General features: G+C 61.2%; 17 protein-coding genes. 9 read left to right on the top strand and 8 right to left on the bottom strand.

Annotation, left to right across the window (positions count from 1 at the left end; all coding sequences use genetic code 11):
• Window positions 1-9 precede the first annotated feature (9 nt).
• The gene (gene trxA, locus AB4068_RS05130) at window positions 10-336 is read left to right on the top strand and encodes a thioredoxin (protein ID WP_059388860.1); all 327 of its coding nucleotides are present in this window, start codon (window positions 10-12) and stop codon (window positions 334-336) included.
• A gap of 6,119 nt (window positions 337-6,455) precedes the next feature.
• Here the strand turns inward: trxA and AB4068_RS05125 are convergent.
• The 8 genes from AB4068_RS05125 to rpmH form a co-directional block, all read right to left on the bottom strand.
• Complete coding sequence (locus AB4068_RS05125; RefSeq protein ID WP_441432828.1) at window positions 6,456-7,652, bottom strand: ParB/RepB/Spo0J family partition protein; 1,197 nt, start codon at window positions 7,650-7,652, stop codon at window positions 6,456-6,458.
• Window positions 7,653-7,719: 67 nt separating this feature from the next.
• A complete protein-coding gene (locus AB4068_RS05120; RefSeq protein WP_253257323.1) occupies window positions 7,720-8,775 on the bottom strand; it encodes a ParA family protein in 1,056 nt (351 codons plus the stop codon).
• 86 nt (window positions 8,776-8,861) lie between these two features.
• Complete coding sequence (gene rsmG, locus AB4068_RS05115; protein ID WP_059388861.1) at window positions 8,862-9,512, bottom strand: 16S rRNA (guanine(527)-N(7))-methyltransferase RsmG; 651 nt, start codon at window positions 9,510-9,512, stop codon at window positions 8,862-8,864.
• A 6-nt stretch (window positions 9,513-9,518) separates the two neighbouring features.
• Window positions 9,519-10,094, bottom strand: a complete 576-nt coding sequence (locus AB4068_RS05110; protein WP_441432827.1) for a Jag family protein — start codon at window positions 10,092-10,094, stop codon at window positions 9,519-9,521.
• On the bottom strand, window positions 10,094-11,068 hold the full coding sequence (yidC, locus tag AB4068_RS05105) for a membrane protein insertase YidC (protein WP_059388863.1): 975 nt from the start codon (window positions 11,066-11,068) through the stop codon (window positions 10,094-10,096). The genes AB4068_RS05110 and yidC overlap by 1 nt, the downstream gene beginning before the upstream one ends.
• A 17-nt stretch (window positions 11,069-11,085) precedes the next feature.
• A complete protein-coding gene (gene yidD, locus AB4068_RS05100; RefSeq protein WP_306963491.1) occupies window positions 11,086-11,475 on the bottom strand; it encodes a membrane protein insertion efficiency factor YidD in 390 nt (129 codons plus the stop codon).
• Between the two features lies 1 nt (window position 11,476).
• The gene (gene rnpA, locus AB4068_RS05095; protein ID WP_084784496.1) at window positions 11,477-11,884 is read right to left on the bottom strand and encodes a ribonuclease P protein component; all 408 of its coding nucleotides are present in this window, start codon (window positions 11,882-11,884) and stop codon (window positions 11,477-11,479) included.
• A 40-nt stretch (window positions 11,885-11,924) separates the two neighbouring features.
• Window positions 11,925-12,062, bottom strand: coding sequence for a 50S ribosomal protein L34 (rpmH, locus tag AB4068_RS05090; protein WP_011776797.1), 138 nt, complete (start codon window positions 12,060-12,062; stop codon window positions 11,925-11,927).
• 456 nt (window positions 12,063-12,518) lie between these two features.
• Here rpmH and dnaA point away from each other — a divergent pair, with 456 nt between their 5' ends.
• The 8 genes from dnaA to AB4068_RS05050 all read left to right on the top strand — a co-directional run bounded on the left by dnaA (window position 12,519) and on the right by AB4068_RS05050 (window position 24,314).
• Complete coding sequence (dnaA, locus tag AB4068_RS05085) at window positions 12,519-13,940, top strand: chromosomal replication initiator protein DnaA (protein WP_059388864.1); 1,422 nt, start codon at window positions 12,519-12,521, stop codon at window positions 13,938-13,940.
• Window positions 13,941-14,476: 536 nt separating this feature from the next.
• The gene (dnaN, locus tag AB4068_RS05080) at window positions 14,477-15,601 is read left to right on the top strand and encodes a DNA polymerase III subunit beta (RefSeq protein ID WP_059388865.1); all 1,125 of its coding nucleotides are present in this window, start codon (window positions 14,477-14,479) and stop codon (window positions 15,599-15,601) included.
• A gap of 96 nt (window positions 15,602-15,697) precedes the next feature.
• The gene (gnd, locus tag AB4068_RS05075; RefSeq protein WP_059388866.1) at window positions 15,698-16,582 is read left to right on the top strand and encodes a phosphogluconate dehydrogenase (NAD(+)-dependent, decarboxylating); all 885 of its coding nucleotides are present in this window, start codon (window positions 15,698-15,700) and stop codon (window positions 16,580-16,582) included.
• A gap of 23 nt (window positions 16,583-16,605) precedes the next feature.
• Window positions 16,606-17,799, top strand: coding sequence for a DNA replication/repair protein RecF (recF, locus tag AB4068_RS05070; RefSeq protein ID WP_284988560.1), 1,194 nt, complete (start codon window positions 16,606-16,608; stop codon window positions 17,797-17,799).
• On the top strand, window positions 17,786-18,340 hold the full coding sequence (locus AB4068_RS05065) for a DUF721 domain-containing protein (protein WP_306963410.1): 555 nt from the start codon (window positions 17,786-17,788) through the stop codon (window positions 18,338-18,340). The genes recF and AB4068_RS05065 overlap by 14 nt, the downstream gene beginning before the upstream one ends.
• A 397-nt stretch (window positions 18,341-18,737) precedes the next feature.
• Window positions 18,738-20,813: a DNA topoisomerase (ATP-hydrolyzing) subunit B gene (gene gyrB / locus AB4068_RS05060; RefSeq protein ID WP_306963408.1), complete on the top strand. Its 2,076-nt coding sequence runs from the start codon at window positions 18,738-18,740 to the stop codon at window positions 20,811-20,813.
• A 64-nt stretch (window positions 20,814-20,877) separates the two neighbouring features.
• On the top strand, window positions 20,878-23,613 hold the full coding sequence (gene gyrA, locus AB4068_RS05055) for a DNA gyrase subunit A (RefSeq protein ID WP_306963406.1): 2,736 nt from the start codon (window positions 20,878-20,880) through the stop codon (window positions 23,611-23,613).
• The gene (locus AB4068_RS05050; protein WP_306963404.1) at window positions 23,610-24,314 is read left to right on the top strand and encodes a DUF3566 domain-containing protein; all 705 of its coding nucleotides are present in this window, start codon (window positions 23,610-23,612) and stop codon (window positions 24,312-24,314) included. Before gyrA ends, AB4068_RS05050 begins: the two co-directional genes overlap by 4 nt.
• The last annotated feature ends 96 nt before the right edge of the window (window positions 24,315-24,410 follow it).

Here is a 24,410-nt window from a genome sequence, read left to right as displayed (position 1 = left end):
GAAAGAATTATGAGCAACGCTAAAAACGTTACCGACGCCAGTTTCAGCACCGACGTCCTGGCCGCTGAAAAGCCGGTCATTGTGGACTTCTGGGCAGAGTGGTGCGGCCCGTGCCGCAAGCTGGGTCCCATCCTCGACGAGATCTCTGTCCAGTACGGAGACAAGGTCGATGTCGTCAAACTGAATGTCGACGACAACCCAGCCATCGCCGCTGAATACGGCATCACGTCTATTCCGGCGGTTTACCTCTTCAGTGGGGGAGAAGTGAAGAGCACGGTGATCGGCGCCAAGCCGAAGCAGTTCTTCGAAAAGGAATTTGAATCCGTCCTGTCCTAGGACGTCTGGCGTCCCTTAGCGGGCGCCTCTGATTCGGCCGGTGGTTTTCGCTCTTGAGCGAAGGCCACCGGCTTTTTCGTGCCTTCGGGCACACGGTCCTGGGTCCAAAGCCTCGCCGCCGGTGGTGATTGCTGGGGTATTGGTGGTCACTGGTACGCGCGGCGGCTGTCCTAAGTTTGGCTCCGCCGTTTGTGACCTATTTCAATTTCAAAACAGGCAGTTCTTTTGGGAGACGGCATAGATAGTCGTGGGGTCCGTTGCTGAGCTGGAACCGGGCAGTGGTGGGGCAATTGCCGGGAAAGTACGGCAAAGAGCAAGGGGACAGGGGGACTACTGTCGAGTCTCCTAAGGTAGGACCGATGCCGAGGGGTCCACACACCTGCGTGGCCCGCGGGATCGGTCAACGACGAAGTCCTTCATTCCACTGTTTCACGTGAAACCGCGTTGTCCACTCATACGATCTAGGAAAGCTCCCAAATTGAATCAATTCCAGACAGGTACCTTTTTGCACTCGGTACACCCACCGTTTCACGTGAAACGTAGCTACCGACTCTTGTCCTCGAACTGCGCGTCGGTTTCCAATTCCGAGTGGCCAGAAATGCATGAAATCAGAAACTGACGCGGTTTCACGTGAAACGCAATTGCTGATCGATACGAGAGCTGCGGGCACGTTCCGGGCTGGCGGGCTCAAGCGCTGCCGCACTCAAGTTGGGCTAGGTTCCCGTTTCCTCGGAACCATTGAACGCCGCTTCCTGCTCGCCACTTGGAATCACCACTTGTTGAGTGCACGTGCACGCTCCGGGCCATTCGACACCGGTACATATGCGTATCACCAGCGCGCCCTTCCGTGCTTCATGTTTCACGTGAAACGGCGATCTGTCCGGAGAGCATCCCGCACATCACTCGGGCTGACTGGGTGCGGGCGGGCGGACGATTCGCGCGTAAGGTCCCACCGCGACATGCGTCAACACGGCGACTCACGCATGGCCGAGAGAAGCTTCAGTTCCCACTCGCGGGATGACTGGTCCTTGGTAGTCTCCGCTTCATCTTGCGGATGCCAAGGCAATTAGCCTGGGTCTTGGGTTCGTCGCACGCACTGCCCGGCGTATCCAGACGGCGCCCTCGTCGCACGCACTGCCCGGTGTGTCCAGACGGCGCCTTCGGTGACGCGATGATGCATCGAGGCGCCTAGTTTCTGCGTAAACCGGTGTTTAGAACCGCGACCAATCAATTTAGGGTGTCTGTCTGCATATATGCGGGCTTCCGCGCCTAAGGACTCAGTCCCTTCCTGTGCAGCGTCCGCAGTAGCTTTCCGATCGGAGACTTTAAAGAAGGCTGCTGACAAGGGACTGAGAGAAGATGATCCACCGGTGCACTTGGGCTGGATACACCGTGAGGCGTGCGGGAAGGCATTGTGCAGAGACATCTCTCTCAATGGCGCCAGGACTGATGTTTGGCATCTCGCAGCGTGACGTTGGCTTCTTGGACCGTGAATTGACCGTAGCGCGTGCCGCGGGTTCAGATGCGCGCGCGCCTGTCGCCGGCCGCGCGCCTGCCTTCGAGGGCAGCTTGCATGGTGAACCCACAAGGGCGACATTGAAGATTGCGCCTTCAGGCCAGCCGCCCGGATCTTCTCGAGTAGCCATCATTCGCACAGGGTAAGAAGAACAGCATTGCATCCACCTCCTGCGGGGGCGGCGGCCGGGAAAACGGCACGCCATAACAGACGTCCATTTGCCCCCTTCACGTCATTGTGGGGGTTGAATCCTGACCAGGCGACCGAACCATGCCCGAGCGTGGCGGGCTGCCTCTCGAAGGCTAGGCCCGATGGACAGATCGTGTTTCGAATTGGCATGGGGTCCGGTCTGGCTGAAGCCACGCTCCCGCTCACTAAGCTCGTCCGGCAGTTTCCACGCGCAATTCCAACGTCGGACAGTCGTCCGAGGCAACTCAGTACCGCACCGTAGGCAACTCTGCATCGAACCGGGAACAGTGGTGCTTGTTCATAAACCCCGAGCCCAGAACCGACGACGGACCTCCGCTGGGCGAACTATTGCCTGGACTTCGGCTGAATTTGCCCCTCCTTCCGACCTGGCGGCCTCACAGCGCGGAGGCACTCAGACACCAACTGCGGGCTCGTGGGGGTGATCATCCAGACACGCAGCAACCGCGGACACCGCATAGGTTTTGGGCAGGCCGCCCTGACACCGCTTCCATGAGCTTAAACAGCCGGCACAGACAGGAGTGGGAACGGTCCGATTCGACCGCGGGGAGCGCGGAACGTGGGGGCGATGAAGGGCATTCGGTACTTGCGGGGCGCGAAACGTCTAGCGCGTATTGAAGGACCGGTGCACATCCTGGAGCGTAAGGTGCGCCCGGTTGTACAGGCTGAAGATCGGACCACAGATCCCATGGCTGAGGATTCGCTCGTCGCGCGTACATGGCGATCGTCCACCGATCTTTCGCCCGTGAAAGTGGGACTCAAGCTGGACCCAGGACAAGCGTCCGTGCCTTCGATCTAGATCGAAGGCGGGCGCGACTACTCGCTGGTCCCGTGGACGGACACTAACTCGGCGGACCAGCCTTCGTCCAAGGCCCATGTTGATGTACTCCCAGACCTGCATCCGAGACGTCTCGGTACCGCCTTGAGGGTCGAGAATTTCTCCGTCGGCTGACGTCGTTTCACGTGAAACATGACTATGTCCGGCCGCTCAAAACGCCGGTCACGTTAGGCTTGGGAGCCCGTGGGGTCCCGTCAATAGGCGATCAAAGTGGCGATACTAGTCCCCAACATGGGACGGCCTTCCGCAGCGGCTGCGTCGAGGCTGCGCCGGATATCCACCGTTCAGTCAGAAGTTATGCACAAAGTTATCCACAGCGATATCCACCGCATGAATGGGTCAGTTCGAACAACTCCTCCTACCCGCGTATTGGGCGCGACCAGTGCGAATCAAGGCGACATCCAGCTCCGCAGGTCAAATCAGATCGAACGCGGGCCCGAAATGCTCGCAAAGGGCGATCAACCGCCCAAAATCAGGCCAAATTCGGATGAAAATGGCCAGCTTCAAGACCATGGCTCTGTTTCACGTGAAACAGAGCGATCGAAGAACACGAGCTTCAAAGGACTATGACCGCCAGCCAGATACAGACCCAGACGATGCTCGCTGTCTACACTTAAACCTGGCAGACTTATCAACAAAGTTATCCACAGAGATATCCACCGCTGCTCTCAGACTTTTCAACAGCGGCTTCTTGTGGCGCAGGACGTGTACACATCCTGCGGGCGGAGCAAATCTTCACTTTCGTACACGGAGCCAGCTCCACACGACGCTTCCATCTTGCGTCATCGTCAGCCCTTAGAACCGTCAATATTTCCAGCCGATCTTCCGAATGAAGTGGCCGGGGCAGACTCAGTGTTCCTTCGATGACGCGCTGAGAGACCGGTCCGCGTACTACCCCAGAATTCGGATGGTCATGTGAACCAGCGGACGCAAACACTGCGCATCACTAACCAGTGCTCAAAGCCACACCCACCTGATTCGCGCGAGCACGAGGATGCCGTGTCGGGTCCAGGTTCAAGCGCGTCACCGCTTCCAGTGCTTTCAACAACATACTTGTTCCTCCGCATGGGTTGACGACCATCCACCTTGCCTCGCGTCACTCACATAACGCGAACGCGTGAGCCAACGAAAGAACCGTCACAGCGAAAGCGCTGCGACGCAAGAGTTGGGCCCGGAGGCAGTAAGACCACATTCAAGGCACGAGGGCGCACTCTGGTTACGAGCCTGGGGGACCAGACGCTCCTTCAACTCCTTCCCGGCGATCACGCGACTAGTACAAGGGCACGAATCACCAGTCCGACTCCCGGCATGGAAGCTGGTCTCAGCTCCAACGAGAACACTCCTACCCACGAAGCCGGCGAGTTCAGGCGTACAGAGGGAATGCGGTGAGGCTACGTCTGGATCCGCTGACCCTACCGGTCCTTGAGTCACGGCCCGAGCCGGCGGCACAAATTGGACGACTTCCATCCCACGGGCCGGGACGTTTGTGAGCAGTCTTGCCTGCTTACCTGCTTCGGGCATGGAACAACGTTGATGTCTACCCAGACCGGACCGGCCTATTGTTCCGGAGCGAGATGCAATCTACCCAGAGGGCACTTTGCTTGTATCGATCTCACCTTGTATCCAAACAGGGAAGCGGTATCCGAGCGCCGACCTCGACCGCGCGTCGCATGTGTCGGAGTTCACGAGGGTTCAGCATGGGCTCGATCCGAACCTTACGCTTGCCGTCATCGGTCGTCGACGCATGCGACAGACACCTCCGGCAAGAGAACTACAACCCCTCACGTGACGCTGCGCTGTCGGAGGCAACTCCGCCGCGACCTTCCCACACACCGTGACCGGCCCCTGATCCTTCGGCGTTCAAGACTCGCAGAGCACCTTTCTGCATTGCATCTATTGGTGCCCAACCGCCACAGTGAGCCGCGCACCCGCCTGCACCTGACGCGAGCAGAGCGCTATTGAAGCCCACCTCACGCTGGAGGGGAATTGGAGGAGGAAGCTGAACGGACGCGCGATTGCCGGCATCAAGCGCCCAACAGAACTACTTCTTGGCCTTCCGCGCGCAGCCAACTGGCCTGGCGCTGAGTGTGATCGTAGTCCACCGCAGGGGGAGGCTAGCGCCGAGAGGAGTCAGTTCGGCGCTCGAGAATGGCGGATGCGAAGGCATCATCGGGCCATCGCCACCATCTGGAGGTTTCGCTCAGTGGCTTTAGGCCAGAGCGCCAGCTCCTTTGACAGGCCAGATGCCGGCGCCGAAATGCCGAAGCATCACCTTATGGACGGTGAATTGAAAGAACCAAAGCGGAAAACCACCAGCCGGTGAGACACGCTACGAAGCCGCGTCTTGGGGATTCACGTCGTTCTGCGAGTTGACTACCAATTACCTTGGGTGTCTCGCCCTGAACACCACAGCCCAGACTGCGCCGCTTCGTTTCACGTGAAACAGAGCAAGTCGCTATCCACTTAAAGAAGCACTGCCTACAGGCCCACTGACAGACTAGTGTCCTAACCAACCAAGCTCACGGGGATTAGCCGAACTCCAGCTATGCGAGGCCCCGTCTGGTGCTCTTCCTGTTCCACGTGAAACAGTGGCCACTGCTGTGCGGGGAAGGAGTCCCTAACTGGCTGCTCCCGCATTCTGAACCATCCCTGAATCCCGGGTGCCGTTGATCGGCATGGTCGCGATCTCTGCGCGCACGACATGTCAGCTGGACGTTGTTCAGCTCTTGTCCACAAGTCCGTCTCGCGCGGGTACAACACGAGAGAAGGGGACGAAGCCGAACCGAACGCCAGAGAACAAATCGATCCAGGACAGCAGATACCTGAGTCCGCAGCGAAGTGTTGGCGAAGCCCCTGCGCTCTAGCCGAGGGAGATCCGGGTGACGGTCGATCTGAAGGCCGGCAAGCTGTGTTGTTTCACGTGAAACGCCGGGGTATGGGCCCATAAGGAACCTGCCGGCCAGGCATGAAGGAGCATATCTCGAACACGCCAGGAGCGGAGGCGAACTCTCAATCAGTGCGAAAGGGATGCAGCGAAGAAGGCACCCAAGTATTCAATCGCCTACTAGAGACTCGAATTGCAGCTCATCCGGTCAACGATAAGCGGACTCCTGCCCTCCTGTGCACTAAAGTCTGTTCGTTTCGCGTGAAACACCCGACTAGATCCGCAGCAGCCCCGATCGTTCCAAACGGGAAGATCGCTTGCCGCCGACCCCGCGGGCGCGAAGGCGCGCCACATACGAGGGATAAGACGCAGCGGAAAGTCTTACAGCGAAGCATCGTTGAGAAGCGCGGGTGGCGGCTCGCTCCATTCCAGGCAAGGGCAGCCGTCACCTGACCCCGTTTGCAGAAAGGGCAACGGATCCCAGTTTGCTGCAAAAGCCATCCACAGCCCCCGGATGCACATCGAGGGCATCCGCGGAGCGAATTGTCGCCAGTCAGCGCGATAAACGTGGCCGGATATCCTCCGAATGTCGATTCCCGCCTCGATCGACCGTTAAACGAAAAAGGGGGCTTGCCTCTTTAGAAGCAAACCCCGATTCCGTAGAGATCCAGCGACTAGCCTTCGTCCCCGGGCGACAATACATCCATGATGCGGTTCAGATCTTCAACGCTCGCGAACTCAATACTGACCCGGCCCTTACGCGCACCCAAGGTGATCTTGACGTTTGTGTCGAGTCGATCCGAAAGGGAGGAAGCAAGGTAGTCGAGACGCTCATGGCGTGCATTGGGGCGCGGGATGCTGTTCTTGGGCGGCACCGTAGGATCCTGGTACAACGCGACTGCTTCCTCGGTAGCCCGTACGGACATACCCTCGGAGACAATCTTCTGAGCGAGACGCTCCATCGCGGCTGCGTCCGGGAGAGCGAGCAGCGCACGAGCGTGGCCGGCCGAGAGCACGCTGGCTGCAACGCGCCGTTGCACCAAGGGAGGAAGCTTGAGGAGACGGAGCGTGTTGGACACCTGGGGACGCGAACGTCCGATTCGATCAGCCAGCTGCTCGTGTGTGGTGCCGAAGTCTTCCAGGAGCTGCTGGTAAGCAGCTGCTTCTTCCAAGGGGTTCAGTTGGCTCCGGTGGAGGTTCTCCAGCAAAGCATCACGGAGGAGGTCGTCATCGTTGGTATCGCGGACAATCGCCGGGATAGTTTCGAGCCCGGCGGCCTGTACAGCCCTCCATCGACGCTCACCCATCACCAGCTCATACGGTTCTCCACCCTTTTCGGTTGAAGTACGTACAACAATTGGCTGGAGAACGCCTATTTCTTTGACGGAGTGAACCAGCTCCGCCATGTCGTCCTCATCGAAGACGCTGCGGGGCTGCTTGCGGTTGGGATGAATGTCCCCGACCGGGATTTCGGCAAAGCGCGCGCCGGGAACCTCGACCAGCTGGACCTCGGACGCTTCCGTCAGAGCGAATTCAGAAACTGCTTTCCCAGCAGCAGCGGCAGGAGCCGCGGACGGTTCGGACGCGGACGGGTCTTCATCAGTGGTGACCTTCGCGGATGGCGACTTCGCAGCAGGCGTCTTTGCCGCCGTCGTACTCTTGGCCGAAGAGCCTCGAGAGGGGGAACTCTTCGCTACTTCGGTTTCAGGCACCGCAGGCGTATCCAGCGTCTCCGGGGCTTTGCGCGCCTCAGGGAAGAAGAGGTCCACGGGGCGGGACGCCGGAACGCCATTGCCCGATGCACCGGCCGAAGCGGAGCTGGGAATGAGAGCCCCAAGACCCCTACCCAGGCCTCGTCGCTTTTCGCTCATTAGTATGTCCCTCCGGTGGAATGGCAAGAATAGAGCCCGCCAAGGATATTGCAGTGATTAAGGAAGTCTAGCGCTCGGCGATTTCCGCGGCGGCTTCCATGTAGGACAACGCGCCGCTGGAAGACGGATCGTAGGTCATTACCGTCTGTTGGTAGCTCGGAGCCTCCGAGATACGCACGGAGCGGGGAACCACTGCGCCAAGAACCTGGTTCGGGAAATGTTGACGGACTTCGGAAGCCACCTGCGCGGCCAGATTGGTGCGGCCGTCGTACATGGTGAGGAGAATGGTGGAAACGACCAGATCAGCATTGAGGTGCTTCTGGATCATTTCGATGTTCTTGAGGAGCTGGCTCAGGCCCTCCAAGGCGTAGTACTCACACTGGATCGGGATGAGTACCTCGCTGGCCGCGCAGAAGGCGTTGACGGTCAGCAGGCCCAGGCTGGGCGGGCAGTCGATGAAGATGAAGTCCAGGCGACCTTCACCGTTCTTCGCGCGCTCCTTCGAATAGACATCGATTGCCCGGCGCAGGCGCTGCTCGCGTGCCACGAGGGAGACCAGTTCGATTTCGGCGCCCGCCAAGTGAATGGTCGCCGGCGCACAGATGAGATTCGGAATATCAGGGCAAGGAGCCACAACGTCACGCAGCGGAAGGTCGTTGATCAGCACATCGTAAATGCTGTCGACGTCTGCGTGGTGTTCAATACCCAGCGCGGTGGACGCATTTCCCTGAGGATCGATGTCGATCACCAGGACGTTGAGCCCAGCGGAAGCGAGGGCAGCCGCAATATTGACCGTCGTCGTGGTCTTTCCGACGCCGCCTTTTTGATTGGAGACGGTGAAAATGCGGGTCTTCTCCGGCTTGGGAAGCTCGCGTCCCACCAGGCGCTCGCGCCGTCGGGTTTCGTTGGCGAGCTGCCGCGCGATAGGGCTGGAGTCGTCGATGGAGTCCATGACGTTGTCGTGTCCGACGATCAGCGTTTCACGTGAAACAGCGGCGTTCGCAACCGAATTCGTACGCATCAGCGCAGATTCAAAAGACGCCGAGGGTGCAGCCATGGCCCGAGCCGACCCCAAGGAAATAAATGGCGGGATCCGCTGGGTGGAGGTTTCGCTACTGCCCACTGTCACACTCTCACTCTCATTCGGCTCTAGCTGCCGTTCTCTAGCTTAACCGCTCAGTTGCGGACACGCGGGACACAGCGCCGAAGCTAAGCGATCTTCCGCTGTTTGTTAACGACGATCCTCACCACTGTGGTGGGTTCTTCCAGGAGCTCCTGCCCACAAACCACAACGGACGTTTCCACGCCGCCGAGCCTGCGGATCACTTTTGCTGCTTGCTCAATCTCCTCGGCAGCACTGCGGCCCTTGATCGCAACCACTTCACCCTTGCCGTTAAGCAAAGGAATGGTCAAGCCGGCAAGCTTGGACAGGGCAGAGACAGCCCTCGCCGTGACAACGTCCGCGTCGACCATGCCCACTGCGAGCTCGGCGCGGGTGCGCATGACCGTGACGTTGCCCAGCCCGAGGTCGTCCACCACTTCCTGAAGCCAAATGACGCGCCGCTCCAGCGGCTCGATCAGCGTGAGTTCAAGATCGGGACGTGCAATCGCCAAGCACAAGCCGGGAAGCCCCGCACCGGAACCGACGTCCGCAACATGGCTTCCGTGGGCAATCGCGGACTCGATGACGGCGCAATTGAGAACGTGCCGGCTCCATAGGCGGGGAACCTCGCGCGGGCCAATCAGCCCGCGCTCGGTTCCCGATGTCGCCAAATGTTCTACGTACCGCTGGGCGAGGCCAAGCCGGTCACCGAAAATCTTCTCTGCCGCCTGCAGTTCGGCTGCCGTGATTTCAACCATGATCCGTTAGTCGGCCGAAACCACGATGTGGCGGCCGACGCCTTCGCCCTCGGACTCGGAGACGAAACCGAGGTCCGCAACAGCGTCGTGCACAATCTTGCGTTCGTAGGCGCTCATGGGTTCGAGTGCCACAGGGGCGCCGGTTTCCTTGACCTTCGCCACGGCGTCTTCGGCAATCTGCTGCAGATCGCCGGCGCGTTCCTTGCGGTAGCCATTGATGTCGAGCACCAGGCGGGACCGGTTTTCGGTCGCGGACAGCACGGACAAGCGCGCGAGTTCCTGAAGGGCTTCGAGCACTTCACCGTCGCGTCCTACCAGGCTCTCAAGGCCCTCGGAGTCGTCTTCGGCTGCGATCGAGATGTAGGTGCGGCCATTGCGGATCTCAATGTCGATGTCGCCGTCGATGTCGGCAATGTCGAGAAGTTCCTCAAGGTAGTCTGCGGCGACGTCGCCCTCTTCCTCGAGGCGGCTCACGGAAGTGCCCTTACCGGCAGCAGCGCCCTCTTCGGAAGTTTCTTCTGTGGCTTCTGCCAATTCCTCGGCGGCAGCGGCCGTTGCCTCTTCGGTGCTTTCAACAGACATTACTTCTTCTTCCTGTTCTTACGTTGTGGCTGGATGCGCTGCTGTGCCTTGACCTCGACGGCGGCCACCTCGGCAGCGACGTCTGCGTCCTTCTTGCCACCCAGGAGCGGGATGGACGGCAGGCCCTTGGCGGCGCGACGCTCAGCGAGTGCCTTGGCTGCGGGGGATCCCGGCGTCGGCATGCGGCGGATGACAAAGAACTGCTGGCCCATGGTCCACAGGTTGGTAGTGGTCCAGTAGATGAGCACACCGATCGGGAAGTTGATGCCACCGACGCCGAAGACGAGCGGCAGGATGTACAGCATCATCTTCTGCTGGCGCATGAACGGGCTGGCCATGGCCTCTTCGGACATGTTCTTGGCCATGATCTGCTTCTGCGTGATGAACTGGGACGCCGTCATGGCCAGGATCATCACGATGGAGAGTATCCACACAACCGTCTGGTCGGTACCCGCAGGGCCGCCGTGAAGCAGGGACGCGGACAGGGGAGCGCCGAAGATGCTGGATTCGTCGAACTGCACCACCTGCTCATGGCTCAAGGCTCCAATACCCTGGCCGGCCTGGCGGGCCTGGGTAATACCGGAAAGCACCTGGAACAGCGCGAAGAAGAACGGCATCTGGATCAGCATGGGCAAACAAGCGGAGAACGGGTTGGTGCCGTGCTTCTTGTACAGCGCCATCTGTTCCTGCGCCATCGCCTGGCGGGAGAGCTGGTCCGTCTTCCCCTTGTACTTCGCCTGCATCTTCTTCAGATCGGGCTGAAGCAGCTGCATACCGCGCTGTGCCTTGATTTGCTTGACGAAGACAGGGATCAGGGCGGCACGGATCACCAGCACCAGGCCGATGATGGACAGTGTCCAGGTCCAGCCGTTTTCCGGCGGCAGGCCGATGAAACTCAGCCCGTCGTGGAACCCCAGCATGATCGCGGACACTAGCCACTTGAACGGGGCCAGAATTGTTCCAAAGATGTCCATACGTTTTCCCTATTTCCTCAGGCCGCTGTGCGGCGACCGTCTTCATCAGACCACACAGCCAGGAACTGGTCCGGGTTGTTCAGTACAACAATTGTGGGCGTCTGGCCTTCGGGCCAGTGACGATGTCCGGCGGGGACGTGGTCCACGCCGCCGGCGTTCCAGGGGTGGCACCGCGCAAGGCGCCGCACTGCGAGCCAACTTCCCTTGACGGCACCATGTACCGTCACCGCTTCGAGGGCATATGCCGAGCAGGATGGGAAGAACCGGCATACCTGGCCGTATAAGGGAGAGATGATCTTGCGGTACGTCTTCAACAAGATGATGAGGACGTTGCGCGGCAGCTCCCACAGAAATGTTCCGAGGATCCTCGGAGCGACTCTAAAGAAGCGGACGACGGCGGAGCTCAGCTCATGCACGCGGTGTCCCTTCCGTTGTGGTGCCCTGGGTGGGCGAAACAACCCGCGGAGAGGATCCGCCGAGCCGTTTCGTGGTTGCCGCCAAGGCGGCGTTGTAATCCGTCAGCAGCTGGTCCCAGCTCGCCGTCGCAGCCGCCGGCAACGCCCGGACCACAACAGCAAGACCCGTGCCATGCCTTTTCAAGGACAAAGCACCTGCTTCTCTCAGTCTCCTCTTAACGAGGTTCCTGGTCACAGCGTTCCCGACAGCTTTGGAAACGATGAAGCCGATGCGGCTCGGTTCTCCGGCACCGATAGGTGCCGTATATAACACTAAGTTCCGGCGTCCATTGCGGACGCCGGAACGTACAGTTGTTGAAAAGTCGGTAGAAGTCCGCAGACGGTTACGGGTGGCTAGCACCTATTGACTCGCTTGGAAGGCTGACCGACGAGTCAGTTATTTAGGCCGACAGTTCGACGCGGCCCTTGCCACGACGGGCGGCCAGGATGGCGCGGCCGGCACGGGTGCGCATACGAAGGCGGAAGCCATGCTTCTTGGCCCGACGGCGGTTATTCGGCTGAAAAGTCCGCTTGCTCACGTTAGTTACTCCAGTGGATCAAAGGTGCGCCCACCCGATCAAAAGGGGAAGAACTGGCCGACGCTAAGTTTATTGAGTATCCGCCGCCGCCCAACGCCGGATTTACCGGAAGTGCGGGTGGTCAAAAAGCGGACACATAGGACTTCACAACGTTAGGGCAAAAAGACCCCCAAGGTCAAACTGGGAGCCTCGGTGCCCGCTATCCCCAGCTGTGGCTAAGTACACCCCCAGCCTGTGGATGAAGCCGGTCACAGACCCCGTTTCAGAACCACAACCGTGTAATTATCCACAAGCCTCTTCCCAGCTATCTTCTGGAGTTTCCATCCCCTAGAGTGTCTCAGTAGCCGATTATCCACGGACTGTGCATAACCCTGTGGATTCGGTTCGGAATCCACTCATGGTTTGGACCTTCGGCTGCCGCAATCCAGGCAAGCAAGCACTCGAGGGAACCAATTGATGACGGTAGACGAAGCCAACCACGCCAACACGGTCGGAAGTTCCTGGCGGCGGGTGCTGAGCCTGCTGGAACAAGACGATCGCGTCACACCCCGGCAGCGTGGTTTCGTTATCCTTGCCCAGGCACAGGGCCTGATCGGCTCCACGCTCCTGGTGGCCGTACCCAACGAGTTGACCCGCGAGGTTCTCCAGACGCAAGTCAAGGACGCCCTCGATGACGCCCTCCGCAGCGTCTTTTCCGACGACATCCGGTGCGCGATCGACGTCGACACGGATCTAGTGCCCATCCACGAAGAGCCGGCCCCCGCCGTCGAACTCTCCTCCGTGAACGACCTGGCCGTGGAATCCAAGCCACAGCCCACCCCGCCGAGTACTTCGCACGAATTCGGCCGGCTGAACCCGAAGTACGTCTTTGACACCTTCGTTATCGGCTCTTCCAACCGCTTCGCCCATGCTGCCGCCGTCGCGGTCGCGGAAGCACCGGCAAAGGCCTACAACCCGCTGTTCATCTACGGTGACTCCGGACTCGGCAAGACGCACTTGCTGCACGCGATCGGCCACTACGCCCGCCGGCTCTACAGCGGCATCCGGGTGCGCTACGTGAATTCCGAAGAGTTCACCAACGACTTCATCAACTCCATCCGGGACGACGAAGGCGCCAGCTTCAAGACCACGTACCGCAACGTCGACGTGCTCCTGATCGATGACATCCAGTTCCTGGCTGGCAAGGACCGGACGCTCGAAGAGTTCTTCCACACCTTCAACGCACTGCACAACAACAACAAGCAAGTGGTCATCACCTCGGACCTCCCGCCCAAGCAGCTTGCCGGCTTCGAGGACCGCATGAAGTCCCGCTTCGAGTGGGGCCTGCTGACCGATATCCAGCCGCCGGAACTCGAAACCCGTATTGCGATCCTCCGCAAGAAGGCCCAGAGCGAGGGACTGTCCGCACCTGACGACGCCTTGGAGTACATCGCTTCCAAGATCTCCAGCAACATCCGCGAGCTCGAAGGCGCACTGATCCGCGTCACTGCCTTCGCCAGCCTCAACCGCCAGCCCGTGGATGTGGCCCTCGCCGAAATGGTGCTGAAGGACCTGATCACCGACGATGGCGCCCAGGAGATCACGGCCGACCAGATCCTGAAGCAGACGGCCGAGTACTTCAAGCTCAGCATGGAAGAGCTTTGCAGCAAGTCCCGGACGCGCACCTTGGTGACCGCACGGCAGATCGCCATGTACTTGTGCCGCGAGCTCACCGACATGTCCCTGCCGAAGATCGGCCAGGAGCTTGGCGGCCGCGACCACACCACAGTGATCCACGCAGATCGCAAGATTCGCGAACTGATGGCCGAGCGCCGTGTGATCTACAACCAGGTGACTGAGCTGACCAACCGCATCAAGCAGCAGCAACGCGATTCCTGAGTCGGCTCGCTCGAGGTACTACATACCTTATTAACAGGCACATGTGGATAAGCCTGTGGATACTTAAGGGGACAAGCGCGGTTAATGGGCTTAAAACCCTTAAGCCGTCTGTGGATCGTTAAAAACGGCCCTGGGGGTTATCCACGTCCACACCCTGTTTAAAACCCCTGTCACCCACATATCGTGAACAGGCCTTAACCGCGGAACTGCGGGTCCAGGGACGGTTATCCACAGTTTCCACAGGGGTTATTAACACTACTAATCCCAAAAAAATGAATTCCCTCAAATAACAATCTCCTTCCGCCCACCCACCGACGCAGCCCGCGGCTGCTTCGAACCACAAGCCAGCAGGCCGGGGATGGGTTAATGCCCGAAGTTCCGGCTAAGCTGTCTGCATCGCGTCCATCCTTGGCGCTGCTTTGTAGTTCGCTCAGTGCGGACCATGCAGCGTTCGGGTTCCGGGCGCTGGTTTTCGGGGCTCCTGGGGGAGTTTCCGGTGGAACACTGGCAGCAGCAATGAAAGGCGGCACCCTTCCGTGAAGTTCAGAGTCGAGCGGGATGTCCTGGCAGAAGCCGTCACATGGACAGCCCGGTCCTTGTCTCCGCGGCCGCCCGTCCCGGTACTCTCAGGTCTCCTGCTCAAGGCGGAAGCCGGAACAGTGAGCCTCTCGAGCTTCGATTACGAGACCTCCGCCCGTCTCGAGATTCCAGCTGACATCACCACCGAAGGAACCATCCTGGTTTCCGGACGGCTCCTGGCCGATATCTGCCGCAGCCTGCCCTCGGCTCCCGTCGACATCGAAACCGATGGCAGCAAGGTCACCCTCACATGCCGTCGAAGCAGCTTCCATCTCGCCACGATGCCGGAATCCGAATATCCGCCGCTTCCGGCGCTTCCCGCCATCAGCGGAACCCTGCCCGGCGACGCCTTCGCCCAGGCCGTTTCGCAGGTCATCATCGCCGCCAGCAGGGATGACACCCTGCCGATCCTCACCGGTGTCCGGATGGAGATCGAGGATGACATGATCACCCTCCTCGCCACGGACCGGTACCGCCTCGCCATGAGGGAAGTACCGTGGAAGCCCGTCACCCCGGGAATTTCCACGAGTGCCTTGGTGAAATCCAAGACCCTCAACGAGGTAGCCAAGACTCTCGGCGGCAGCGGTGACATCCATCTCGCCCTCGCCGACGACGACAGCCGCCTGATTGGCTTCGAAAGCGGCGGGCGCACCACCACTTCATTGCTCGTTGACGGCGACTACCCCAAGATTCGGTCCTTGTTCCCGGATTCCACGCCGATCCACGCAACGGTCCAAACGCAGGAACTCGTTGAAGCCGTTCGCCGCGTGTCCTTGGTGGCCGAACGGAACACCCCGGTTCGCCTGGCGTTCACGCAGGGCCAGCTGAGTCTGGACGCCGGTACCGGCGAAGATGCGCAGGCCTCCGAGGAACTGGAAGCCCAGCTCAGCGGCGAAGACATCACGGTAGCGTTCAACCCGCACTACCTGGTGGAAGGCCTGAGCGTGATCGAGACCAAGTTCGTGCGCTTCTCCTTCACCACGGCACCGAAGCCAGCCATGATCACCGCCCAAGTTGACGCCGACGGCGATGACAAAGGCGACTACCGCTACCTCGTGATGCCTGTCCGCCTCCCCAACTAGCTCGCATTAGTTGTCGTTCTGGGCGCCCAAAACGACAACAAATGCGAGTCAGTCGGGTCAAGACCAAAACCACCAACGCAGGAAAGAGTTCACCCCGTGCACATCGGACTGATCGGCCTTGGAAAAATGGGTTTCAACATGCGCGAACGCATGCGGAAGGGCGGAATCGAGGTCACTGGCTTCGACCGCAATCAGGACATCGCCGACGTCGCGTCCGTTGACGAACTGATCGCTGCCCTTCCGGCGCCGCGCCTGGTGTGGGTCATGGTTCCCTCCGGCGAGATCACCGATGCCGTGATCAGCGAACTCGGCGAGAAGCTTTCCGCCGGGGACATGGTGATCGACGGCGGCAACTCACGCTTCACTGAAGACCAAAAACACGCCACTTTCCTGGCCTCCAAGGACATTCGCTTCGCCGATTGCGGTGTTTCAGGAGGCGTCTGGGGCTTGCAGAACGGCTACGGACTCATGGCAGGCGGCGCGGATGAAGACATCGAACTCGCCATGCCGGTATTCGACGCACTCCGTCCCGAAGGCGATCGCGCCGACAGCTTCGTCCACGTCGGCGGCGTCGGAGCAGGCCACTACGCCAAGATGGTCCACAACGGGATCGAATACGGCCTGATGCAGGCCTACGCCGAGGGCTACGAACTGCTCGCCGCCAAGGACATCATCAAAGACCTTCCCGGCACCTTCCGTGCGTGGCAAAAAGGCACCGTTGTCCGTTCTTGGCTACTGGACCTCATGGTCAAAGCCTTGGACGAAGATCCGGGACTGGCCTCCATCGGAGACTACGTCGAGGACTCCGGTGAAGGCCGCTGGACCGTTGAAGAAGCCATTGCCAACGCGATCCCTGCGCCGGCAATCACCGCTGCGCTCTTCGCCCGTTTCTCCTCGCGTGAAGACAACTCCCCGGCCATGAAGATGGTGTCTGCGCTGCGCAACCAATTCGGCGGACACGCCACCCGTCCGGCCAACTAGGCCCCGGCCCACCAGCAGTACGCGTGTACCTCGAACATCTTTCGCTGACCGATTTCCGCAGCTACGCGCAGGTTGACCTCAAGCTCGGCCCCGGTGTGACGGTCCTGGTGGGGTCCAACGGCATCGGCAAGACGAACCTCATGGAGGCCATCGGATACCTGGCGACCTTGAGTTCGCACCGCGTGAGTACGGATGCGCCCCTCCTGCGCTTCGGCACGGAGCGCGCCTTGATCCGGGCGAAGCTTGTTCGCGGTGAACAATCGACCGTGGTCGAACTTGAGATCAACGCCGGCCGTGCCAACCGCGGCCGGATCAACCGCGGAAATCCTGTGCGCGCCCGCGACATCCTGGGCATTTGCCAGACGGTGCTTTTTGCCCCGGAAGACCTTGCCTTGGTCAAGGGTGATCCGTCGAACCGCAGGCGCTTCATGGACGAACTGCTGGTCAGCCTCATGCCGGTACACGCGGCCACCCGCAGCGACTACGACCGCGTGCTCAAACAGCGCAACGCTTTGTTGAAATCTGCCCGCACCGGCAAATTCACCTCAGGCCACGAAGCAACGCTCGATGTGTGGGACCAGCACATGGCGCGGGCCGGTGCCGAGCTCCTGCATGCACGGCTGGAACTCGTGGAACTGCTTCGACCCCACCTCAAGAGCGCATACGCCCAGCTGACGGACGGATCGAAGGAAGCGGGCGCGGTCTATCGATCTACCATCCAGGGCGTGTTGGACGACGACGGCGGTCCCGCCGAGGGTCTCGCGGAAGGTTCGGAAGGGGTTGAGGACCTCCGCACATTGTCCGTGGAACAACTCACCGAGCGCTATGTCCAGGCTTTCGCTGCCTCGCGCCGGAAGGAGTTGGAGCGCGGAATCTCCCTGGTCGGACCCCACCGCGACGAACTCGAGCTGGTTCTGGGCCAAGCTCCGGCCAAGGGCTATGCCTCCCATGGCGAAACATGGTCCATGTGCCTCTCCCTGCGCTTGGCCTCCTACTACGTCATGCTCGATGACACCCGAACCGGCGGTTCTGCTCCGATCCTCATCCTCGACGATGTGTTCGCTGAACTGGACGTGCAGCGCAGGCGTAAACTGGCTGCAATAGTGGCCGGTGCCGAACAGGTGCTGGTGACGGCCGCCGTCGACGCCGACATTCCCGAGGAACTGGCGGGGCGGCGCGTGAAGGTTGTGCCCGGAGGCATTGATGGAGAAGGATAGCCCCGGCGGACGCCAGCCGGGCAGGGACCCTGACGAGATCGACGCTGCCCAATCAGCGTTGAACCGGATGCGCGAAGCGGCCGCAGCACGTGGCGAAATCCGCCGCGCTGCCCCGCGGACGGGCGCCGCTCCCAAACGCAAGGGCGTCCGCGACACCCGCGGATTCAGCCAATTCCACGGTAGCGGCCGGGATCCGCTTGGCTTGGGGAAAGTCGTCGGGAGGCTCGTAGCCGAACGCGGCTGGACGTCTCCAGTAGCCGTCGGTTCCGTGATGGCCGAATGGGATGCCTTGGTAGGACCGGAGATCTCCGCGCATTGCACTCCGGAGAGCTTCACCGACACCACGCTCCATGTCCGCTGCGATTCCACGGCGTGGGCAACGCAGCTCAGGCTCCTGAGTACAAGCCTCCTGGACATGTTCCGAAAGGAACTCGGAGACGGAGTGGTGACCTCCATTCAGGTGCTCGCCCCCACTGCACCGAGTTGGCGGAAGGGCGGCCGAAGCGTCAATGGGCGGGGCCCTCGGGATACCTACGGGTAACTTCCCCCGCGCCCATATTGGCGCATTTGCTTGAACGGCGCACAGGGGCGAGAAACCTCCCCGGACCGTACAGCTCCCTAGAGGGTGCTCTTTTGGCGGCTTGCAGATGGGGCCAGCGGCCTCCCAGAGCTACTTTCCTGAGCATAAGGGCCGGGTTTTGCAAGGAACTGCGCCCAGTCACGATAGAATCGGCATAGACAACTGGGCGCCGGTGAACGTTGATTGGCTCTGCTGAACAGCACTTGTATAAGCGGATCCGCCATTGACGAAGTAGCCGGCGTTAGCAGTGACGTCCCTGTTGGCGGCTGCCGTATCCCTGTGGTGTGTCCTGACGGACGTGCTTCCTTGGTGCGGTGACGGCCGGCGACCATCGAACACGGAGGAGTCGAAAGCGCCTGTGGCTAACGACAATGCAGAGACCTTGGCAGTAGATCCCGCGAAGGAGAACGCCCATAAGCCTGACACCCCCTCGGGGTCCAAGGAGTACGGTGCGAGCGACATTACCGTTCTTGAAGGTCTCGAAGCGGTGCGTAAGCGCCCGGGTATGTACATCGGATCCACAGGCCCGCGCGGCCTCCACCACTTGGTGTACGAAGTGGTGGACAACTCGGTGGACGAGGCGCTTGCCGGATACTGCAGCCACATCGAGGTGACTCTGCAGGCCGATGGCGGCGTGAAGGTCGTGGACGATGGCCGCGGCATCCCGGTAGACATGCACCCCACGGAGAAGAAGCCAACGGTCGAAGTTGTCATGACCATCCTGCACGCGGGCGGCAAGTTCGGCGGCAGCGGCTATGCCGTATCCGGTGGCCTTCACGGCGTCGGTATTTCCGTTGTCAACGCGCTTTCGCGCAGGGTTGACACCGAGGTGCGTCGCCAGGGCCACGTTTGGCGGATGAGCTTCGCCGACGGCGGCAAGCCGCAGGGTGGACTCGTCCAGGGCGAAGCAACGGACCAGACCGGAACGTCCCAGACGTTCTACCCGGACGGCACCATCTTCGAGAGCACCGATTTCGATTTCGAAACCCTCCGCGCCCGGTTCCAGCAGATGGCCTTCCTCAACAAGGGCCTGCGCATCACCCTCACGGACGAGCGTCCCGTCGCAGGAGCAGGCGACGACGACCTGGATCTTGACGCGGTGGCGACTGAAGGCGAAGTGGCGGCCGAACACCGCACCGTCGTTTATCAATACGACGACGGCCTGCTCGACTACGTGAAGCATCTCAACTCGAACAAGAAGGTGGACGTCGTCCACGAGGACGTCATCGCCTTCGAAACCGAGGACACTGAGCGGCACATCGCCGTCGAGGTCGCGATGCAGTGGACCACGGCCTATTCCGAGAGCGTCCACACGTACGCCAACACCATCAACACCCACGAGGGCGGCACCCACGAAGAAGGTTTCCGTGCCGCGATGACCTCACTCATCAACCGCTACGCGCGCGAGAAGACCATCATCAAGGAAAAGGATGACAACCTGACCGGTGACGACATCCGGGAGGGCCTCACAGCCGTCATCTCCGTGAAATTGTCGGAACCGCAGTTCGAGGGCCAGACCAAGACCAAACTGGGTAACTCCGAGGTCAAGGGCTTCGTCCAACGGGTGGTCACCGACCAGCTTGGCGACTGGCTGGAACGAAACCCGGGCCCGGCGCGAGACGTCATCCGCAAAGCTGTCCAGGCGGCACAGGCCCGTATGGCCGCGCGCAAAGCCCGCGACAACGCACGTCGCAAGAGCCCGTTAGAATCCTTCGGTATGCCGGGCAAGCTGTCCGACTGCTCCTCGAAGGATCCCGCGCGCTGCGAGGTCTACCTCGTGGAGGGTGACTCCGCCGGGGGTTCGGCCAAGCGTGGACGCAACCCCGAGACCCAGGCCATCCTGCCGTTGCGCGGAAAGATCCTGAACGTCGAGCGCGCCCGCCTGGACAAGGCGCTCGGCAACAATGAAGTCCAGTCCATGATCACGGCCTTCGGCACGGGCATCGGCGAGGACTTCGACATCTCCAAGCTGCGGTACCACAAGATCGTCCTGATGGCCGATGCCGACGTGGACGGCCAGCACATCACGACGCTGCTGATGACGTTGCTGTTCCGCTACATGCGTCCGCTGATCGAGAACGGCTATGTCTATCTGGCCCAGCCGCCGCTGTACCGCATCAAATGGTCGAACGCCCCTCACGACTACGTCTACAGCGACCGTGAACGAGACGCCAAGCTGGTCTCCGGCCAGGCCGCCGGCCGCCGGATCCCGAAGGACAACGGCATCCAGCGCTACAAGGGCCTCGGCGAAATGGACTACACCGAACTCTGGGACACCACCATGGACCCGGACCACCGCACGCTCCTGCAGGTCACCATGGACGATGCCCTGGCGGCGGACCAGACCTTCTCCGTGCTGATGGGTGAGGACGTGGAGTCGCGCCGGAACTTCATTCAGCAGAACGCCAAGGACGTCAGGTTCCTGGATATCTAGAGACTTCAAAAGCCCCTAGGAATATTCCAGTACTGACATATACCTGAAACGGAAATCATAAACCATGAGTGAAGAAACACCTGAGGTTCCCGCCGAGTCGGCCGGCATTCCGGAACCCGTACTTGAGGGCGACGTGCTGACTGACCGCGTGGACCAGGTGGACCTGCAGACGGAAATGCAGCGTTCCTACCTGGACTATGCCATGGCCGTGATCGTTGGCCGTGCGCTTCCGGACGTCCGCGACGGCCTGAAGCCTGTCCACCGCCGAGTGCTCTACGCGATGTTCGACGGCGGTTACCGCCCGGACCGCTCGTTCAACAAATGCGCCCGCGTGGTGGGCGAGGTCATGGGCCAATACCACCCGCACGGTGACACCGCGATCTACGATGCCTTGGTCCGCCTCATCCAGGACTGGACGATGCGCTATCCGCTCGCTCTTGGGCAGGGTAACTTCGGCTCCCCGGGCAACGACGGCGCCGCGGCTCCGCGTTACACCGAAACCAAGATGGCCCAGCTGGCCATGGAGATGGTGCGCGACATCGACGAAGAAACCGTCGACTTCCAGGACAACTACGACGGCAAGAACCAGGAACCCACCATCCTGCCGGCGCGTTTCCCGAACCTGCTGGTCAACGGTTCCTCCGGCATCGCCGTCGGCATGGCCACTAACATCCCGCCGCACAACCTCCGCGAAGTTGCCGATGGCGTGCAATGGTACCTGGCCAACCCGACAGCCAGCCGCGAAGAGCTGCTCGAGGCGTTGCTTGTACGCATCAAGGGCCCGGACTTCCCGACCGGCGCCACTATCCTCGGCCACAAGGGCATCGAGGACGCGTACCGGACTGGCCGCGGCTCCATCACCATGCGCGCGGTGGTAAACGTCGAGGAACTCCAGGGCCGCACATGCCTCGTGGTCACCGAACTTCCGTACCAGGCAAACCCGGACAACCTGGCCATCAAGATCGCCGAACTGGTCAAGGACGGCAAGATCCAGGGCATCGCGGACCTCCGCGACGAGACGTCCGGCCGCACAGGCCAGCGGCTCGTAATCGTGCTCAAGCGCGACGCCGTGGCGAAGGTTGTGCTCAACAACCTCTACAAGCACACCCAGCTTCAGGACAATTTCGGCGCCAACATGCTGGCAATTGTCGACGGCGTACCCCGCACGCTGAGCCTGGACGCCTTCATCCGGCACTGGGTGGCCCACCAGATGAGCGTCATTGTCCGCCGGACCCGCTACCGCCTGCGCAAGGCCGAGGAAGAGGCGCACATCCTGCGCGCCCTGCTCAAGGCGCTGGACATGCTGGATGAGGTCATTGCACTCATCCGGGCCTCCAACACCACGGAGGCTGCCCGCGACGGCCTGATGGGTCTGCTGGAGATCGACGAGCTCCAGGCCCGCGCCATCCTCGACATGCAGCTCCGCCGGCTCGCCGCATTGGAACGGCAGAAGATCCAGGACAGGCACGCCGAGCTTGAAGCCATGATCACGGAATTCAACTCGATCCTGGCCTCCGAACAGCGCCAACGCGACATCATCAGCCAGGAACTGGCCGAGATCGTGGCGAAGCACGGTGATGACCGCCGGACCCACATCCTCATGGGCTTCGACGGCGACATGTCCATGGAAGACCTCATCCCCGAGGAAGAAGTGGTGGTCACCATCACCCGCGGCGGATACGTCAAGCGCACGCGCAGCGACAACTATCGTTCGCAGCAGCGGGGCGGCAAGGGCGTCAAGGGTGCCCAGCTTCGCGGCGACGACGTCGTGGAGCACTTCTTCGTCACAACGACGCACCACTGGTTGCTGTTCTTCACCAACCTAGGCCGCGTGTACCGGGCCAAGGCATACGAGCTTGCCGAGGCCGGCCGCGACGCCAAGGGACAGCACGTGGCAAACCTGTTGGCCTTCCAGCCGGACGAGCACATCGCCCAGGTCCTCGACTTGCGCGACTACGAGCAAGCCCCGTACCTGGTGCTCGCCACCAAGAACGGCCTTGTGAAGAAGACGCGCCTGGAAGACTACGACACCAACCGCACGGCCGGCGTCATCGCCATCAACCTTCGGGACGAGGACGAGCTTGTCTCGGCGCAGCTTGTGTCCGAAACGGACGATCTCCTCCTGGTATCCCGCAAGGGCCAGTCGATCCGCTTCACGGCCACCGACGAGGCATTGCGCCCCATGGGTCGTGCTACCTCGGGTGTGACCGGCATGAAGTTCCGCGAAGACGACGAACTCCTCGCGGCCGACGTGGTCCAGGACGGCTCGTTCGTGTTCGTGGTGACCGAAGGCGGGTACGCCAAGCGCACCGCCGTCGAGGAATACCGGCTCCAGGGACGTGGCGGCCTGGGCATCAAGGTGGCCAAGCTTCAGGAAGAGCGAGGCGACCTTGTTGGTGCGTTGATCGTCAACGAAGAAGACGAAGTCCTGGTGGTCATGGAGGGTGGAAAGATTGTCCGCTCCGCCGTGGCCGGTGTGCCTGCCAAGGGCCGTGACACGATGGGCGTCATCTTCGCGAAGCCTGACAAGAACGACCGCATCATCGAGGTGGCCCGCAACAGCGAACGCGGCCTCGAGGACTCCGACGACGATCAGGGCGAGGGCACCGACGACGCCTCAAGCGTCAATAGCGTCGAAAATCCAGCCGGAGGAACGTCCGAGGCGGACGATGACGTAACGTTGGCTGCAAACGGCGGCGCCGATCAGGCGACCGCGACGGCCGAATCGGGATCGGCCGCAGGATCCGGTAATGGGTCCGGCGTCGAGCTGAACGAAGACAATACCGGAGGTAACGAGTGAGCAATTCGGACTCATATCCCAAGCCAAGCACGGGTGTCCCTGGAGGATTGCGGCAGCCGTCGGCTACTCCACGGGTAGACGCACCGGCCCGTCCCCAGCAGCGCCCTGCGGCATCCGCCTCGGGTGCGGCAGGAACTGGCGCGGAAAGGGTCCCAGGCCAGCGCCCGGCGGTTCCCGGTCAGCGTCCCGCCGTTCCTGGCCAGCGTCCCGCGGGAACCGCGGGAACCCAGCGCCCGGCGGGTCAGCGTCCCGCCGCGCCCGGCCAGCGCCCCGTGCAGGGCCAGCAGCGGCCCGCCGCCGGGACCCCCGGACTCGTGAAGCCGGCACCCAAGGCGAAAGTTCGCCGCGCGCGCCTGCTCGTCAGCAAGGTTGATCCGTGGTCTGTCCTGAAGATGGCATTCCTGTTGTCCGTTGCCTTGGGCATCGTGACTGTGATTGCGGCAATCGTGCTTTGGACCGTTCTGGACCTCACCGGCATTTTCAACCAGGTGGACAGCCTTCTCGGCACCCTGGCGGGCTCGGAAAGCGGCGGCTTCGAACTCAAGAAGGTCGCATCCCTCGGACAGGTTGCCTCCTTCGCAACCATCATTGCCGTGGTGAATGTTGTTCTACTGACTGCTTTGTCCATGCTGAGCGCCGTGCTTTATAACATTGCCGCAACACTCGTGGGCGGCATTGGCGTGACCCTCACCGACGACTGACCCAGTCGGTCGGAAATTGGGGGAAACTGCTGGAAAACAGTGGTGAAAATACCTCGATTTGAGATCGGGCCGGGATGTGCTGTAAAGTCATGTCTC

The organism is Arthrobacter sp. 2RAF22 (assembly GCF_052115325.1).
Lineage (GTDB): Bacteria > Actinomycetota > Actinomycetes > Actinomycetales > Micrococcaceae > Arthrobacter.
Note: the sequence above shows the minus strand (reverse complement) of the source record. Positions and strands in the feature narration are given on the sequence as shown.

Bases quoted from the DNA above. Each gene is read 5' to 3' on its own strand.
- AB4068_RS05065 (WP_306963410.1), top strand. From the start codon at position 17,786: ATGGAGAAGGATAGCCCCGGCGGACGCCAGCCGGGCAGGGACCCTGAC.
- gyrA (WP_306963406.1), top strand. From the start codon at position 20,878: ATGAGTGAAGAAACACCTGAGGTTCCCGCCGAGTCGGCCGGCATTCCG.
- rsmG (WP_059388861.1), bottom strand. From the start codon at position 9,512: ATGGTTGAAATCACGGCAGCCGAACTGCAGGCGGCAGAGAAGATTTTC.
- AB4068_RS05110 (WP_441432827.1), bottom strand. From the start codon at position 10,094: ATGTCTGTTGAAAGCACCGAAGAGGCAACGGCCGCTGCCGCCGAGGAA.
- AB4068_RS05125 (WP_441432828.1), bottom strand. From the start codon at position 7,652: ATGAGCGAAAAGCGACGAGGCCTGGGTAGGGGTCTTGGGGCTCTCATT.
- yidC (WP_059388863.1), bottom strand. From the start codon at position 11,068: ATGGACATCTTTGGAACAATTCTGGCCCCGTTCAAGTGGCTAGTGTCC.
- trxA (WP_059388860.1), top strand. From the start codon at position 10: ATGAGCAACGCTAAAAACGTTACCGACGCCAGTTTCAGCACCGACGTC.
- dnaA (WP_059388864.1), top strand. From the start codon at position 12,519: ATGACGGTAGACGAAGCCAACCACGCCAACACGGTCGGAAGTTCCTGG.